The following is a 15,547-nucleotide window of genomic DNA, read 5'->3' as shown; positions in this document are numbered from 1 at the left end:
GTGTTCCAAAGGCCGTCACGGCTCTGTCAGGGGGTGAGAGAACGCTACGGGGGAGATCGTTAAGAAGCCGTTAAGTGGATGTCGTGATTCCGTTCGTCGGTCGAACTTGCGACACGCAGTACCCGAAGAATGAGCGGGAGGCGTGAGAACGGTCTGAAAACGACATGGCTGATGTCGGAAAACGCTGTTGAACACTCGTTCATCCTTGGCTATGGTGGCCCAACGCTCCTGCGGACCCTTCTGCAGGACATTCCGTCATTCGGATGAGGCCCTTGCATGCGTTATTCGTCGCTTGTGGACAGGATGGTCGGACCCGGCGTCGCCGCCTGGGACATTCACTACGCCGCCATCGCTGCCCAGCGAGCCGGCCGCGACGTGATAGTGCTCAGCGTCGGCGACCCCGATTTCGCTACTCCGGACTTCATCACCGATGCCGCCGTTTCCGCGTTGCGCGATGGCGACACCCATTACAGTGATGTAGCCGGCAAACCCGCACTGCGCGAGGCGATCGCGGCTTTACATGAACGGCGTTTCGGCCAAAAGGCCGGGCCCGAAAACGTCATCGTCGTCGCCGGTGCTCAAAACGGCCTGTTTGCTGCCGCGATGTGCCTGCTGGAGCAGGGCGACGAGGTCATCACCTTCGACCCGGTCTACGTCACCTACGAAGCCACGCTGAAAGCCACCGGCGCCGTGCTGGTCGGGGTTCCGACCCGCCCGGAAAACGGCTTCCGCCCGCTGGCCGGAGATATCGCCGCAGCGATCACCGCACGGACCAAGGCGATCTTCCTCGCGAATCCAAGCAACCCCACCGGTGTCGTGCTGGACCGCGACGAGCTACTGGCCATTGCCGCGCTGGCGGAGGCCCATGATCTCTGGGTAGTAGTGGATGAGGTCTACGAGGGCCTCACCTTCGAGCGCGAACACCAGAGCTTTGCGGCGCTGCCCGGCATGGCCGAGCGCACCCTGAGCATCGGCAGCCTGTCGAAATCCCACGCCATGACCGGCTGGCGCGCCGGCTGGATCGTCGCCAACCCGACGCTGGTCGGGCACCTGGAAAACCTCGCGCTGAACATGTTCTACGGCCTGCCGGGCTTCGTGCAGGAGGCCGCCCTCGCGGCGGTGGAGCGTCACGACGAGGTTGTCACGACAATGCGCGAGATCTACCGCCGCCGCCGAGACCTGGTGGTTGCCGCGCTGAGCGATTGCCCACGACTGAAGGTGCTGTCGCCCGAGGCCGGCATGTTCGTCATGGTCGATGTGCGCGACACCGGCCTCAGCTCGCTGGACTTCTCCTGGCAGCTGTTCCACGCCACCGGCGTCTCGGTGCTCGATGCGGCGGCCTTCGGCCCGCAGGCGGAGGGCTTTGTGCGGCTGTCCTTCGGGTTGAGCGACGAGAGCATGGCGGAGGCCTGTGCGCGGATCATCCGTTTTGTCGAAACTCTTCCGGCGAAGGCCAACGCCGTAGGAGCAGACTCCGTCCGTGATGTGGCCCGTGTCGAGGCGGGTCGCGGCCATGACTCGCTCCTACAAGAGCCGCAAGCGCAGTCCAGGCCGGTCATCGAAGTGCGCGATATCCACAAGCGCTTCGGCGACTTCGAGGTGCTCAAGGGCGTGTCGCTGTCGGCGCGCGAGGGCGAGGTGATCTCGCTGATCGGCGCCAGCGGCTCGGGCAAGAGCACCCTGCTGCGCTGCATCAACATGCTGGAGATTCCCAACCAGGGCTCGGTCACGGTCAATGGCGAGACCATCGGCCTGACCCAGAACCGCCACGGCGAGCCGATGGTGGCCGACCAGAAGCAGCTCACCCGCATCCGCTCACAGCTGGGCATGGTGTTCCAGAGCTTCAACCTGTGGCCGCACCGCACCGTGCTGGAGAACCTGATCGAGGCGCCGACCTTTGTCCTCCACGAGAGCAAGGCCGAGGCCCGCGAGCGCGCCGAGGCGCTGTTGGAGCGCGTCGGCCTGGCTGAGAAGCGCCACGAGTACCCGGCCTTCCTTTCCGGCGGCCAGCAGCAGCGCGTGGCCATTGCCCGCGCGCTGGCCGTGCGGCCGAAAGTGATGCTGTTCGACGAGCCGACCTCGGCGCTGGACCCGGAGCTGGTGGGTGAAGTGCTGAAGGTGATCCGCTCGCTGGCAGAGGAGGGGCGGACCATGATCCTGGTCACCCACGAGATGGCTTTCGCCCGCGACGTTTCCAGCCATGTGGCGTTCCTCCACAAGGGCCTGATCGAGGAAGAAGGCACCGCCGAGGAAGTCTTCTCGCGGCCGCGCAGCGAGCGCTGCCGGCAGTTCGTCAACGCGCACCAGAATCGCTGACCGATGCCGCGCTGTCGGCGCATCGATGAGCGTGACCCAACACTGAAAAAAAACAATGCAGGGGATCACGATGAACAAGAAAGGTCTGTGCAATCTGATGGTGGGTGCGGCGATGCTGATGGCCGGCGTGGCGAGTGCCCATGCCGAGACGATCCGTTTCGCCCTGGCCGCCGAACCCTACCCGCCGTTCTCGCAGAAGCAGCCCGATGGCAGCTGGGTCGGCTTCGAGCCGGACCTGATCCGCAAGGTCTGCACCGAGATGAAAGCCACCTGCGAGATCGACGAGGTGGCCTGGGATGGCATCATCCCGGCGCTGCTGGCGAAGAAGATCGACGTGATTTTCAACTCCCTGTCGATCACCGATGAGCGCGAGAAGCAGATCGCCTTCAGCCGCCCCTACTACGACACCCCGGTGGCCGTCGCCGCGCCCCAGGCGGTGGACGTGCAGATCAGCCCCGAGGGCCTGAAGGGCAAGACCATCGGCGTGCAGATTTCCACCGTCAGCTCCAACTACCTGAAGAAGTACTACGAGAAGATCGCAGACGTGCGCTACTACGACACCCAGGACTCGGTGAACGCCGACCTGGTGGCCGGGCGCATCGACCTGATGATGGCCGACGGCATCGCCGTGGCGTCCTTCGTCAAGTCGCCGGACGCCCAGGCGGCCGGTATCGTCAACAAGGGCGAGGTGAAGTACGACCCGCTGTTCGGCCGCGGCGTCGGCGCTGGTCTGCGTAAGGGCGATACCGAGCTGAAGGCGAAGATGGACGAGGCCATCGGTAAGCTGCTCGCCAGCGACGACTACAAGGCGCTGTCGGACAAGTACTTCGGCATGAGCGTCGCGCCCAAGCAGTGATCCCGGCCTGAGCTGGACCCGTGCCCGCTGCGGGCACGGGGATGACCCTGAGCCTCCCTTCTGGAGACGGCCATGCAAAGCATCTTCGACCTGATCGGCTTCGGCCCCACCGGCTGGGGCCCGGCCCTGCTCAAGGGGCTGATGGTCACCCTGCAGATATCTGTCGGCGCCTTCCTAGTCGGCCTGCTCATCGGCCTGGCAGCGGCCAGCGCCAAGATCAGCGGACCGCGCCCGCTGGCGATGCTAGCGCGGGGCTACACCACGCTGTGCCGGGCGGTGCCGGAGCTGCTGCTGATCCTGCTGCTGTTCTACGTAGGCTCCATGGGCCTGAACCAGTTCTTCGAATGGCTCGGCTATGGCCAGGTGAAGCTCAACGGCATGATGGTGGCCATCGTCGTGCTCGGCCTGGTGCAGGGCGCCTACGCCTCGGAAATCTTCCGTGGCGCCATCCAGTCGATTCCCTATGGCCAGATCGAAGCGGCTCGCGCCTACGGCATGCACGGCTTCGGCCTGTTCCGCCGGGTGACCCTGCCGATGATGGCGCCCAACGCGCTGGCCGGCATGGCCAACCTGTGGGTCAACCTGATCAAGGACAGCGCGCTGATCAGCGTGGTGGGCACCAACGAGTTGCTCTACACCGCCAAGCAGGCCGCCGGATCGACCCGCCACTACCTGACCTTCTACCTCACCGCGGCGGCGCTGTATTACGTGCTCACCGTGCTTTCCAACCTGTTCGCGGGCTACCTGGAGCGGCGCTTCCGCCGCTGGATTCCGGCGGTCTGAACGAGGCACGGCGATGAACGAACACTGGCTATTCGTCTACGGTGCCCTGTTGCTCAAGGGCCTGGGCACCACCCTGGTGATCCTGCTGATTTCCGCCACGCTGGGCTTCGTCCTGGCGCTGGGCGTGGCGCTGGCGCGGATGTCGCGCAACTTCCTGGTCTCGCGCCTGGCGCTGGCGTACACCAGCGTGATTCGCGGCACCCCGCTGCTGGTGCAGATCTACATCTTCTACTACGGCCTGGGCAGCCTGTTCGCGCAGTTCCCGCTGATCCGCGGCAGCTTCCTCTGGCCGTATCTGCGCGATGGTTTCTGGTACATCGTCATCGCACTGATCCTCTCGGTCGGCGCCTACGTTGGCGAGGTGGTGCGCGGCGGCCTCAAGGCCGTGCCGCGCGGCGAACTGGAGGCGGCTTCGGCATTCGGCATGAACCGCAGGTTGGTGCTCTACCGCGTGTGGCTGCCGCGCGCGATTCGCCTGCTGCTGCCGACCCTGGCGGGGGAGAGCGTGATGCTGCTCAAGTCCACCGCGCTGGCTTCTACCATCGCCGTGGTCGACCTGCTCGGCGCCGCCAACGTGGTGCGCGCGCAGACCTTCCAGGTCTACCAGCCGCTGCTGCTGGTGGCGGCAATCTACATCTGCCTGACCTTCATCATCGAGGCGCTGTTCGCCATGCTGGAGCGCACCACGCCGGTTCGCCGCGAGGCGCAGAAGATGACGCAGCGTTCATGGCTGGCTAAGCGCCGTGCAAGGACGGCAGTTTGAGATTTCATTACTCGCCCAACGACATCCAGCCAACGCGCGGCAGATCCTTGCCGTACCTCACGCGTAGGCGCCGCGGCGGAGTCCTTCCACCCAGCAGCGGCTGAGTTCCAGGCCATCGGCGGCACTGAAGTTGGTTGGGTTCAGGCACCACTCCAGCCACAGTCCGTCGAGCATGGCGGAGAGTCCGATGGCTGCCAGGCGCGGGCGCGCCACGCTGAAGCCTTCGGCGCTGGCGAGTTCGCTGATGAGTTTTTCCAGGATGGCGAGATAGCTGTGGTAGCCGCGCTCGTGCGCCTCGTTCACCGGCGGTGAATGGCGGATCAGGCTCCAGAACACTACCCAGGGGCTGAGCAGGTCGGGGTCCAGCACCTGGGGCGAGAAGGAGCCGGTGAGGAAGGCTTCCATGCGTGCGGCGGGGTCGTTGCCGACTGCGTCGACCTGCTGGTAGAGCGCCTGGGTGACCTCGCTGGCAAGGGTTTCGTAGGCCTGGGCGACCAGCGCGTCGATGCTGCCGAAATGGTGGTTCACCAAGCCCACGGCGACGCCAGCCTCCTTGGCGATGCGACGCACCGAGATGCCCGCATGGCCATCGGCGACCAGGCACTTGAGGCAGGCGCGCACGAGGTGATCGCGGCGTTCCTCGGGGGTGGCACGCTGGGCTTTCTGGCGGGGGATATCCAAGGGGGCGTCCTGTGTTGCGTGGTGCCGGCGAGCGGCGAACGGTTTCGATACTAGGAGGCGACGAGGAAGATTTCCACGGGCCTTTTGGATAGAGAGCAGACAGAGGCCAGACAGAGGAGAGAAGACAGATGATCGAGGACGTATCCTTCGCCGTACCCGGTGATTCCGGTGCCGAACTGCGTGTGCGCGCCTGGCGTATCGACGGCGGCAGACCGGGGCCGAAGGTGCACCTGCAGGCCGGCGTGCACGCCGATGAAATCGCCGGGATGCTGGTGCTTCACGAGCTGCTGCCACGCCTGCGCGAAGCCGCCGAACGCAGTGCGCTCAATGGCAGCGTGACGGTGGTGCCGCAGGCCAATCCCATCGGCATCGGGCAATTCCGCCAGGGACGGATTCTCGGTCGGAACCACGACGCGACCTCCCGCAACTTCAATCGTGGCTTCATCGCCTCGGCGGCTGCCAGCGGCACCCTGGACAACCTCACGCTGTGGCAGAAACGCCTGGCCGAACTGGCCGCGCCGGCGGACATCGTGCTCGACTTGCACACCGACGACGAGGCGCTGCAGTACGTCTACATCCACGAGTGTTTCTGGCCTGCCGCGCAGGACCTCGCCGCTGCGCTGTGCGCGGAGCTGGCGATCATCTGGGAAGGCGATGGCGACGGCGCGTTCGAAGAGGTGGTAATCGCCCCGTGGCAGGCCGAGCAGCGCTTCGCCGGACGCCTGGTGGCGACCGTCGAGCTGCGTGGCCAGGGCGACGTGAGCGACGCGCTGGCGCAGCAGGATGCCGACGGTCTCTACCGCTTCCTGGGAGCCCGTGGCGTGGTGAACGATGCCGGGCCGTTGCCGGAGTGGAAGGGCATAGCCACGCCCATGGGCTTCATGGAAACCGTGTTCGCCCCGGCGGCCGGCGTGCTGGTTTTCGAACGCGAGCTGGGCGAGTACATCGAGGCGGGCGAGCGCTTCGCGCGCATCATTGCCCGTCCCGGCGATGCCAGCAGCGAGCACATCCTGCACGCACCGCAGAGCGGGCTGCTTGCCACACGCTATCGCGACCGGCTGATCCCTCTGGGCGCCATCGCCGCCAAGCTGACCGGCAGTGCGACGTCCAGTACCTGGAGTTCGGGCGCACTTGATCCGTAACGCAGAATTGCTCCTGCGAGAATCCGATCGGCGCAAATGAAAACGCCCGCACAAGGCGGGCGTTTTCGGGAGCGGCGAACTCAGTGGTGTTCGCGGGTGGCGCGGAAGGTGATGTCCGGCCAACGCTCTTCCATCAGGCTCAGGTTGACGCGGGTCGGGGCCAGGTAGGTGAGGTGGCCGCCGCCGTCCACGGAGAGATTCTCGAAGGCCTTGTCCTTGAACTCCTTGAGCTTCTTTTCGTCCTTGCACTCGATCCAGCGCGCGGACCAGACGTTGATCTGCTCGTAGGCGCACTCGACCTTGTATTCCTCCTTCAGGCGGCTGGCGACGACGTCGAACTGCAGCACGCCGACGGCGCCGAGGATGATGTCGTTGTTGCGCTCGGGGAAGAACACCTGGGTAGCGCCTTCCTCGGCCAGTTCCTGCAGGCCCTGGCGCAGCTGCTTGGACTTGAGCGGGTCCTTCAGGCGCACGCGGCGGAACAGTTCCGGGGCGAAGTGCGGGATGCCGGTGAAGCCCAGCGCTTCGCCTTCGGTGAAGGTGTCGCCGATCTGGATGGTGCCGTGGTTGTGCAGGCCGATGATGTCGCCGGCGAAGGCCTCTTCCAGTTGCTCACGCTCGCTGGAGAAGAAGGTCAGCGCGTCGGCGATCTTCACGTCCTTGCCCAAACGCACGTGGCGCATCTTCATGCCCTTCTCGTACTTGCCAGAGCAAATGCGCATGAAGGCGATGCGGTCGCGGTGTTTCGGGTCCATGTTTGCCTGGATCTTGAACACGAAGCCGGAGAACTTCTCCTCGGTCGGCGCCACGGTGCGCTCGTGGGCGCCACGCTCCAGCGGTTGCGGAGCCCAGTCGACGATGCAGTCGAGCACCTGGTCGACACCGAAGTTGCCCAGCGCGGTACCGAAGAATACCGGGGTCATCTCGCCCTTGAGGAAGGCGTCCTTGTCGAACTCGTGGCAGGCGCCCTGCACCAGCTCCAGTTCTTCGAGGAAGTTGTCGTAGAGGTCGCCCAGGTGCGCGCGCGCCTCGTCCGAGTCGAGCTTGTCGATGATCTTCGTCTCGATGCGCTCGTGGCCGTGGCCCGGCACGTAGACGATGATCTTGTCCTGGGCGAGGTGGTACACACCCTTGAAGTCGCGGTAGCAACCGATCGGCCAGGTGATCGGCGCGGCCTTGATCTTTAGCACCGCTTCGATTTCGTCGAGCAGCTCGATCGGGTCGCGGATGTCACGGTCGAGTTTGTTGATGAAGCTGACGATGGGCGTGTCGCGCAGGCGGCAGACTTCCATCAGGGCGATGGTGCGCGGCTCTACACCCTTGCCGCCGTCGAGGACCATCAGCGCCGAGTCCACCGCGGTCAGAGTGCGGTAGGTGTCTTCGGAGAAGTCTTCGTGGCCGGGGGTGTCGAGCAGGTTGATCATGTGCTCGCGGTAGGGGAACTGCATCACCGAGGTGGTAATGGAGATGCCGCGCTGCTTCTCCATCTCCATCCAGTCGGAGGTGGCGTGGCGGTCGGATTTGCGCGACTTCACGGTACCGGCGACGGCAATCGCCTTGCCCATCAGCAGGAGCTTCTCGGTAATGGTGGTCTTACCGGCGTCGGGGTGGGAAATGATCGCGAACGTACGGCGCTTCGCGACTTCGGCGGCTTGGATGCTCATGGATGGGTGCCTGGTCGATTCGGTGAAGACGGGCGGTAAGCGGCCCGAAAAGCGCGGGATTATAGCGTAAACAGCAGCGTCGCCGGCAGACCCGGCGACGCAAGGCGCTTGGCCTTTGAAGGGGCCGTCAGTGGTGGTTGTCGGCGTCGGGCTCGGCGCCCTTGTAGATGCGCCGCACCAGCGGGCCGATGGACAGGCCCTGGAGCAGGATCGACACCAGCACCACCACGTAGGTCAGGCTGAGGATCAGGTCGCGCTGCTCGCCCAGCGGCAGGGACAGTGCCAGCGCCACCGACACGCCGCCGCGCAGACCGCCCCAGACAAGGATGCGGATGGTGCCGGCAGGCACCTGGCGGCGGCCATTCTCCCGCTGGCGCAGCACCAGGATGGCCGGGGCCACGGTGAGCAGGCGCGAGATCAGCACCGCTCCGCCGAGGGCGAAGGCAGCGACCACGTGTAGCCAGTTGAACGGCAGCAGGAGCAGCTCCAGGCCGATCAGGGCGAACAGCAGGGCATTGAGGATCTCGTCGATCAGCTCCCAGAACTTGTCGATATAGCGCCGCGTTTCGTCGGACATGGCGTACTGCCGGGCCTGGTTCCCGATGATCAGGCCGGCCACCACCATGGCGATCGGCGCCGATACGTGCAGCCGTGCCGCCAGTGCTGCGCCGCCGATGACCAGGGCCAGGGTCAGCATGACTTCCACCTGGTACTGGTCGATGCCGCGCATCATCAGGAATACCCCGTAGCCCAGGGCGGCGCCAAAGAGGATGCCGCCGATGGCTTCCTGTACGAACAGCCAGGCGATGGTGGATACGGTGGGCGTCTCGCCGGCCAGCAGGATGCCCAGCAGGATGGTGAAGACCACCACGGCGGTGCCGTCATTGAACAGCGACTCGCCGACGATGGTGGTGGCCAGCGGTTTGGGCGCGCCGGCGGACCTGAGGATGCCCAGCACCGCGATGGGGTCGGTGGGCGAGATCAGCGCGCCGAACAGCAGGCAGTAGATGAAGTCCACGTGCCAGCCGAAGAGGGCGAAGGTGTAGTAGGCCAGGTAGCCGATCACGGTGGTGGCGATCAGCACGCCGAAGGTGGCCAGCAGGCCGATGGGCCACTTGTAGTTGCGCAGGTCGGCGAGGTTCACGTGCAACGCGCCGGCGAACAGCAGGGCGGGCAGGAACCAGGTCATCAGCACGTCGGAGAAGTCGATGCGGCTGATGATCTGCTGCATCTCGACTTCCAGGACCGGGTAGCCGAGCAGCGACATGCCTTGGGCGATGAAGGAGAAGACCAGGGCGGTGGCCATGACGCCGATGGTCGGCGGCAGGCGGACGAAGCGGTAATTGACGTAGGTGAGCAGGGTGGTCAGCGCGATGAACGCCGCAGCCAGATCAAGCATGGCGATGGATCTCCGTGTTAGGCAAGACGCCGGCCCCGAGTGACCTATCCATGGGTCGGGGGCACGCGAAAGGAGCCCGATGATAACCGCTGAGCGAAACCTAATGCGTCTTCACCGGGCGCATTCGGCGTTGGGCAAGCGTAATTGGGTGATGGTTCATCCGAGTCGACGGCTTTCTTGAAAAAAAACTTTGTTGCCCACAGGCCACGGACCATGGGGGGTTACGGCAATTTCGCCTGCGCACGGTGGCACAAGGATGGCAATTTTATTGAACGTAAGCGCACGGACGGGGGTCCACCCCTTCGCGACGGTGATCCGCAAATGCATCCGCAAGTACTTGATTCCCGTCGCGTTTAATCACGGTCCCAACTAGCTTTCTGGACGGGATCGGGAGTCAAGTGAGCGTGGCGATGCCAGTCGCCGCGCACCCGAAGGGAGTCCCCCAACCATGGTGAAGTCCACCACGGGCAAGGCCCTGTTCGGCGTCTGCTTTGCAGTCGTTGTGCTGGCCCTGCTGATCCACTGGATCACCCCTGCCACCTTGTGGCAGTACCGCGATGACCTGCTGTTCTACCTGCAGGCGCACCTGTTCCTGGTGTTCGTGTCCATGCTGGCCGCCGTCGCGGTCGGTATCCCCGCCGGTATCCTGCTCAGCCGGCCCGCCCTGCAGGGGCAGGCCGAACGCCTGATGCAGGTGTTCAACGTCGGCAATACCATCCCGCCGCTGGCCGTACTGGCCATTGCCTTGGCGATTGTCGGGATCGGCAACGGTCCGGCGATCCTCGCCCTGTTCCTCGCCTCCTTGCTTCCCATCGTGCGCAACACCTACGAAGGCCTGCGCGCCGTGCCGGCCTCGCTCAAGGAAGCGGCTACCGGCATTGGCATGACGCCGCGTCAGGTGCTGCTGCGGGTCGAACTGCCCAATGCGGTGCCGCTGATCATGGGAGGCGTGCGTATCGCCCTGGCGCTGAACGTAGGCTCCGCGCCGCTGGCCTTCCTGATCGGCGCCAACAGCCTGGGCAGCCTGATCTTCCCCGGCATCGCCCTGGACGACCAGTCCAAGCTGCTGCTCGGCGCCGTGTGCACCGCGCTGCTGGCGCTGTTGCTCGATGGCCTGGTGGTGCTGTTCAGCCGAACCATGCTGGAACGGGGGCTGACGCAATGAATGCTCTCGATTTCAAAGGAACGGGTATGAAACGACTGCTCGGCGCGCTGGGCTTGCTGCTCACCGTCGCTACCGGGACGGCGCACGCGGCCGATGTGATCCGCATCGGCGGCAAGCCGTTCACCGAACAACGCATCCTCACCGCCATCACCGCGCAGTACCTGCAGAGCAAGGGCTACCAGGTTAAGGTCACCAACGGCCTGGGCAGCACCCTGGCGCGCAGCGCTCAGGAGAGCGGCCAGTTGGACCTGGTCTGGGAGTACACCGGCTCGTCGCTGATCGTCTACAACAAGGTCAAGGACAAGCTGGACGCCCAGCAATCGCTGGCCAAGGTCCGCGAGCTGGACGGCAAGAAGGGGCTGGTCTGGTCCAAGCCGGCGCCGTTCAACAACACCTATGCGCTGGCGATGCCTGAGGAGCAGGCCGAACAGCTCGGCGTGCGCACTCTCAGCGACCTGGCGCGGGTGATGAGGGAGCAGGGGGAGCAGAAAACCCACCTGTTCGCCATGGACCCGGAGTTCGCCGGGCGCCCCGATGGCCTCGGGCCGATGAGTGAGCTCTATGGCTTCCACTTCACCCGCGACGACGTGCGGCAGATGGACGCCGGGCTGGTCTACACCGCGCTGAAGAATCGCCAGGTGTTCGTCGGCCTCGTCTACACCACCGACGGCCGCCTGAAGGACTTCAAGCTGCGCGTGCTGGAAGACGACAAGCACTTCTTCCCCTTCTACAACGCCGCCCCGGTGCTGCGCGCCGATGCGCTGCAGAAGTACCCGGAGCTGAAGACCCTGTTCGAGCCCATCTCCGACCTGCTCGACGACAAGACCATGCAGGCGCTCAACGCCCAGGTCGACATCGAGCAGGAGCCGCCCCAGCGGGTGGCGCAGAAGTTCCTGCGCGAGCACGGCCTGCTGGGCGAAAAAACTCAGCCCACCGGGGAGGAAAACTGACATGGACTTCATGACCGTGATTTCGCGCCTGGACTGGGCGCAGGTCGGGCAACTGACGCTAGAACACCTGATGCTGGTGTCCATCGCCGTGGGCCTGGCGATCGTCGTCGGTGTGCCGCTGGGCGTGCTGATGACGCGCTTCCGCTGGCTCGCGGGCCCGCTGCAGGGTGCAGCCACCGTGGTGCTGACCATTCCGTCCATCGCGCTGTTCGGCCTGATGCTGCCGCTCTACTCGAAGATCGGCCAGGGCCTCGGCCCGCTGCCGGCGATCACCGCGGTGTTCCTCTATTCGCTGCTGCCAATCCTGCGCAACACCTACCTCGCGCTGACCAATGTCGAACCCGGCATCCGCGAAGCCGGCAAGGGCATCGGCATGACTTTCTGGCAGCGCCTGCGGATGGTCGACATCCCCATCGCCGTGCCGGTGATCCTCGCTGGCGTGCGCACCGCCGTGGTGATGAACATCGGCGTGATGACCATCGCCGCGGTGATCGGTGCCGGTGGCCTCGGCGTCCTCATCCTCAATTCCATCAGCCAATCCAACATGCCCATGCTGGTGGTCGGCGCCGTGCTGGTGAGCCTCTTGGCCATCGCCGCCGACCTGCTGCTGCAATGGTTGCAGCGTGCGCTCACCCCGAAGGGCCTGCGCCCGCAGACAGGAGACTGAACATGATCGAACTCGACCAACTGACCAAGACCTTCACCCTCAAGGACGGCAAGGAGTTCCGTGCCGTGGACAAGGTCAGCCTGACTGTGGAGAAGGGCGAGATCTGCGTGTTCCTCGGCCCCTCCGGCTGTGGCAAGACCACCACGCTGAAGATGATCAACCGGATCATCCAGCCCACCTCCGGGCGCGTACTGATCGATGGTCAGGACACCCGCGAGCTCGACGAGGTGACCCTGCGCCGCCACATCGGCTATGTGATCCAGCAGATCGGCCTGTTCCCCAACATGACCATCGAGGAAAACATCATGGTCGTGCCGCGGCTGCTCGGCTGGGACAAGCAGAAGTGCAAGGACAAGGCGCGCGAGTTGATGTCCATGGTCAAGCTCGAGCCCAAGCAGTACCTGTCGCGCTACCCGCGTGAGCTGTCCGGCGGGCAGCAGCAGCGCATCGGCGTGATCCGCGCACTGGCGGCGGATGCGCCGCTATTGCTGATGGACGAGCCCTTCGGCGCGGTGGACCCGATCAACCGCGAGTCGATCCAGAACGAGTTCTTCGAACTGCAGCGCAAGCTGGGGATGACCGTGATCATGGTCAGCCACGACATCGACGAGGCGATCAAGCTGGGCGACAAGGTGGCGGTGTTCAAGAGTGGCCGCCTGCTCCAGTTCGACCATCCGGACACCTTGCTGGCGCACCCGGCGGACGAGTTCGTCAGCGCCTTCACCGGCCAGGACAGTACCTTGAAGCGCCTGCTGCTGGTGCGCGCCGAGGATGCGGCCGACAGCAGCATCGTCACCGCCAGCCCGGACACGCCGGTGGCCGAAGCGCTGGAGAGGATGGAGGAGGACGACCGACGTTACCTGGTGGTGGTGGATGCCAACGGCAAGGGCCTGGGTTACGTGCGCCGCAAGGAGCTGCGTCGCCAGGATGGAGTATGCGGCAACTTCCTAAATGAATTCCGCGTGACGGCCAGCCATGACGAGCACCTGCGCATCCTGTTGTCGCGCATGTACGAGTTCAACAGCTCCTGGCTGCCTGTACTGGATGCCGAAGGGCAGTTCCTCGGCGAGGTGACTCAGGAGTCGATCGCCGATTACCTGAGCTCGGGGCGCTCGCGTGGGCGCAAGACCAACATCGTGTCGCCGGCGGAGGTTGCTCAGGCTTCCTGACTTTACAGGTGAAGGTTGGGCGTCTGATTCTTCGGTGCGAATGCTGATTTCGCTGCGGATGGCTGCCCTCTCCCTGCCCTCTCCCTTCAAGGAGAGGGCACACCCAGCTCCGATTTTCCCCACTGCACTCCTCACGAAATCACCTCTCGCACCACCCATCCCGAAACGCTGAACTCCCCCCTCTGTCACCGGTCGTTAACTCAGTAGGACGATGATGCAGAAACGCGTCGAAAGCCCCGTTCTGTGCGGTATTCCGTGCATTTTGTTGAGTATCCGAAACAGTCAACCGGCAGTGCGACAAAGGGATGTAAAAAAGCGGCAATTCAGGGTTGAACTCACGAACTTCAGGTCCTAAAGTTCGCGCCCGAACGTCCATGCTGGAAACGATCCATCCGGCTCAAGTACTGACGACGAGAGGCACCGGCGCCATTGACCGGTACCGGTGATACTCGGCGACATGCCTTGGGAAGTAGGCGAACCAAAGTGGGGAAACGGATTCGACGTTCAGCTTCACCCCTACGAATAACCTGTTCTGCCATTTGGAGTCCCAACCATGTCCATCAAGGTCGAGGATTACTTCGCCCCCGAAACCTTCCAGCGAATGAAGGCGTTTGCCGACAAGCAGGAAACCCCCTTCGTCGTCATCGACAAGCAGACCATCGCCGACGCCTACGACCAACTGACCGGTTGCTTCCCGTTCGCCAAGATCTACTACGCGGTGAAGGCCAACCCGGCCACCGAGATCACCGAGCTGCTGCGCGACAAGGGTTCGAACTTCGACATCGCCTCCATCTACGAGCTGGACAAGGTGATGAAGACCGGCGTGCGCGCCGAGCAGATCAGCTACGGCAACACCATCAAGAAAGCCCGCGACATTCGCTACTTCTACGAGAAGGGCGTGCGCCTGTTCGCCACCGACTCCGAAGCCGACCTGCGCAACATCGCCAAGGCCGCGCCGGGCTCCAAGGTCTACGTGCGCATCCTCACTGAGGGCTCCACCTCGGCTGACTGGCCGCTGTCGCGCAAGTTCGGCTGCCAGTCCGACATGGCCATGGACCTGCTGGTGCTGGCCCGCGACCTGGGTCTGGTGCCCTACGGTGTGTCCTTCCACGTGGGGTCGCAGCAGCGCGACATCGGCGTGTGGGACGCGGCGATTGCCAAGGTCAAGGTCATCTTCGAGCGCCTGAAGGAAGAAGACGGCATCGAGCTGAAGCTGATCAACATGGGCGGCGGCTTCCCGGCCAACTACATCGCCAAGACCAACAGCCTGGAAACCTACGCGGAAGAGATCATCCGCTTCCTCAAGGAAGACTTCGGCGACGAGCTGCCGGAAATCATCCTGGAGCCGGGCCGCTCGCTGATCGCCAACGCCGGCATCCTGGTCAGCGAAGTCGTGCTGGTGGCGCGCAAGTCGCGCACCGCGGTCGAGCGCTGGGTGTTCACCGACGTAGGCAAGTTCTCCGGCCTGATCGAAACCATGGACGAGTCCATCAAGTTCCCGATCCACGTAGAGAAGGCGGGCGAGCTGGAAGAAGTGGTGATCGCCGGCCCGACCTGCGACAGCGCGGACATCATGTACGAGCACTACAAGTACGGCCTGCCGCTGAACCTGGCCGCTGGCGACCGCCTGTACTGGCTGTCCACCGGCGCCTACACCACCAGCTACAGCGCGGTGGAATTCAACGGCTTCCCGCCGCTGAAGTCCTTTTACCTGTAAGCCTCGCTGTGCTGAAAGAGCCCCGCTGATGCGGGGCTTTTCTTTATCTGCCGGCGGCGCTTTTCGTAGGGCGAATAACCTGGAACAGGTTATTCGCCGCTGCCTGAGCGGCGGATAACGCTGGCGCGTTATGCGCCCTGCAAACTGAGCCATCGGGTCAGAGCAAAGCGAAACGCAACCTGTAGGAGCGAGCTCGCTCGCGAACAGCATGCCCTGCAGGTCGGTGGATTCGCGAGCAAGCTCGCTCCTACAAAAAGCCACGCTCATTCTCGATA

13 protein-coding genes are annotated in these 15,547 nt (G+C 64.4%); 10 read left to right on the top strand and 3 right to left on the bottom strand.

Features of this window, described 5'->3' with window-relative positions; translation table 11 throughout:
* Positions 1–276 precede the first annotated feature (276 nt).
* The 4 genes from ACIPK7_RS25110 (at position 277) to ACIPK7_RS25095 (ending at position 4,718) form a co-directional block, all read left to right on the top strand.
* Positions 277–2,316 carry an aminotransferase class I/II-fold pyridoxal phosphate-dependent enzyme gene (locus ACIPK7_RS25110; RefSeq protein ID WP_401090878.1) on the top strand — a complete coding sequence of 680 codons (2,040 nt, stop codon included), beginning with the start codon at positions 277–279 and terminating at the stop codon, positions 2,314–2,316.
* Positions 2,317–2,386: 70 nt separating this feature from the next.
* Entirely contained in the window at positions 2,387–3,172 is a 786-nt protein-coding gene (locus ACIPK7_RS25105; RefSeq protein ID WP_401090876.1) for a transporter substrate-binding domain-containing protein, read from the top strand.
* Between the two features lie 72 nt (positions 3,173–3,244).
* The gene (locus tag ACIPK7_RS25100) at positions 3,245–3,955 is read left to right on the top strand and encodes an ABC transporter permease (protein ID WP_401090874.1); all 711 of its coding nucleotides are present in this window, start codon (positions 3,245–3,247) and stop codon (positions 3,953–3,955) included.
* Positions 3,956–3,968: 13 nt separating this feature from the next.
* Positions 3,969–4,718: an ABC transporter permease gene (locus ACIPK7_RS25095; protein WP_401090872.1), complete on the top strand. Its 750-nt coding sequence runs from the start codon at positions 3,969–3,971 to the stop codon at positions 4,716–4,718.
* 57 nt (positions 4,719–4,775) lie between these two features.
* Here ACIPK7_RS25095 and ACIPK7_RS25090 read toward each other — a convergent pair whose 3' ends face one another.
* Positions 4,776–5,399 (bottom strand): TetR/AcrR family transcriptional regulator, encoded by a 624-nt coding sequence (locus tag ACIPK7_RS25090; RefSeq protein WP_192431625.1) that lies wholly within the window; start codon positions 5,397–5,399, stop codon positions 4,776–4,778.
* A 128-nt stretch (positions 5,400–5,527) separates the two neighbouring features.
* Here ACIPK7_RS25090 and ACIPK7_RS25085 point away from each other — a divergent pair, with 128 nt between their 5' ends.
* Positions 5,528–6,541 carry a succinylglutamate desuccinylase/aspartoacylase family protein gene (locus ACIPK7_RS25085; protein WP_401090870.1) on the top strand — a complete coding sequence of 338 codons (1,014 nt, stop codon included), beginning with the start codon at positions 5,528–5,530 and terminating at the stop codon, positions 6,539–6,541.
* Positions 6,542–6,621: 80 nt separating this feature from the next.
* Here the strand turns inward: ACIPK7_RS25085 and ACIPK7_RS25080 are convergent, their stop codons facing one another.
* On the bottom strand, positions 6,622–8,205 hold the full coding sequence (locus ACIPK7_RS25080) for a peptide chain release factor 3 (RefSeq protein WP_017517575.1): 1,584 nt from the start codon (positions 8,203–8,205) through the stop codon (positions 6,622–6,624).
* A 127-nt stretch (positions 8,206–8,332) separates the two neighbouring features.
* Positions 8,333–9,604 carry a cation:proton antiporter gene (locus ACIPK7_RS25075; protein ID WP_401090868.1) on the bottom strand — a complete coding sequence of 424 codons (1,272 nt, stop codon included), beginning with the start codon at positions 9,602–9,604 and terminating at the stop codon, positions 8,333–8,335.
* Between the two features lie 448 nt (positions 9,605–10,052).
* Here ACIPK7_RS25075 and ACIPK7_RS25070 point away from each other — a divergent pair, with 448 nt between their 5' ends.
* The 5 genes from ACIPK7_RS25070 to ACIPK7_RS25050 all read left to right on the top strand — a co-directional run bounded on the left by ACIPK7_RS25070 (position 10,053) and on the right by ACIPK7_RS25050 (position 15,272).
* A complete protein-coding gene (locus ACIPK7_RS25070; RefSeq protein ID WP_401090866.1) occupies positions 10,053–10,769 on the top strand; it encodes an ABC transporter permease in 717 nt (238 codons plus the stop codon).
* 26 nt (positions 10,770–10,795) lie between these two features.
* Positions 10,796–11,719: a glycine betaine ABC transporter substrate-binding protein gene (locus ACIPK7_RS25065; RefSeq protein WP_401090864.1), complete on the top strand. Its 924-nt coding sequence runs from the start codon at positions 10,796–10,798 to the stop codon at positions 11,717–11,719.
* Position 11,720: 1 nt separating this feature from the next.
* A complete protein-coding gene (locus tag ACIPK7_RS25060; RefSeq protein ID WP_401090862.1) occupies positions 11,721–12,386 on the top strand; it encodes an ABC transporter permease in 666 nt (221 codons plus the stop codon).
* A 2-nt stretch (positions 12,387–12,388) separates the two neighbouring features.
* On the top strand, positions 12,389–13,555 hold the full coding sequence (locus tag ACIPK7_RS25055; RefSeq protein WP_401090860.1) for a betaine/proline/choline family ABC transporter ATP-binding protein: 1,167 nt from the start codon (positions 12,389–12,391) through the stop codon (positions 13,553–13,555).
* A 553-nt stretch (positions 13,556–14,108) separates the two neighbouring features.
* Positions 14,109–15,272, top strand: a complete 1,164-nt coding sequence (locus ACIPK7_RS25050) for a type III PLP-dependent enzyme (protein ID WP_192431619.1) — start codon at positions 14,109–14,111, stop codon at positions 15,270–15,272.
* Positions 15,273–15,547 lie beyond the last annotated feature (275 nt).

It is taken from the genome of Pseudomonas sp. NPDC086581, from assembly GCF_044746165.1.
GTDB lineage: Bacteria > Pseudomonadota > Gammaproteobacteria > Pseudomonadales > Pseudomonadaceae > Pseudomonas.
Note: the sequence above shows the minus strand (reverse complement) of the source record. Positions and strands in the feature narration are given on the sequence as shown.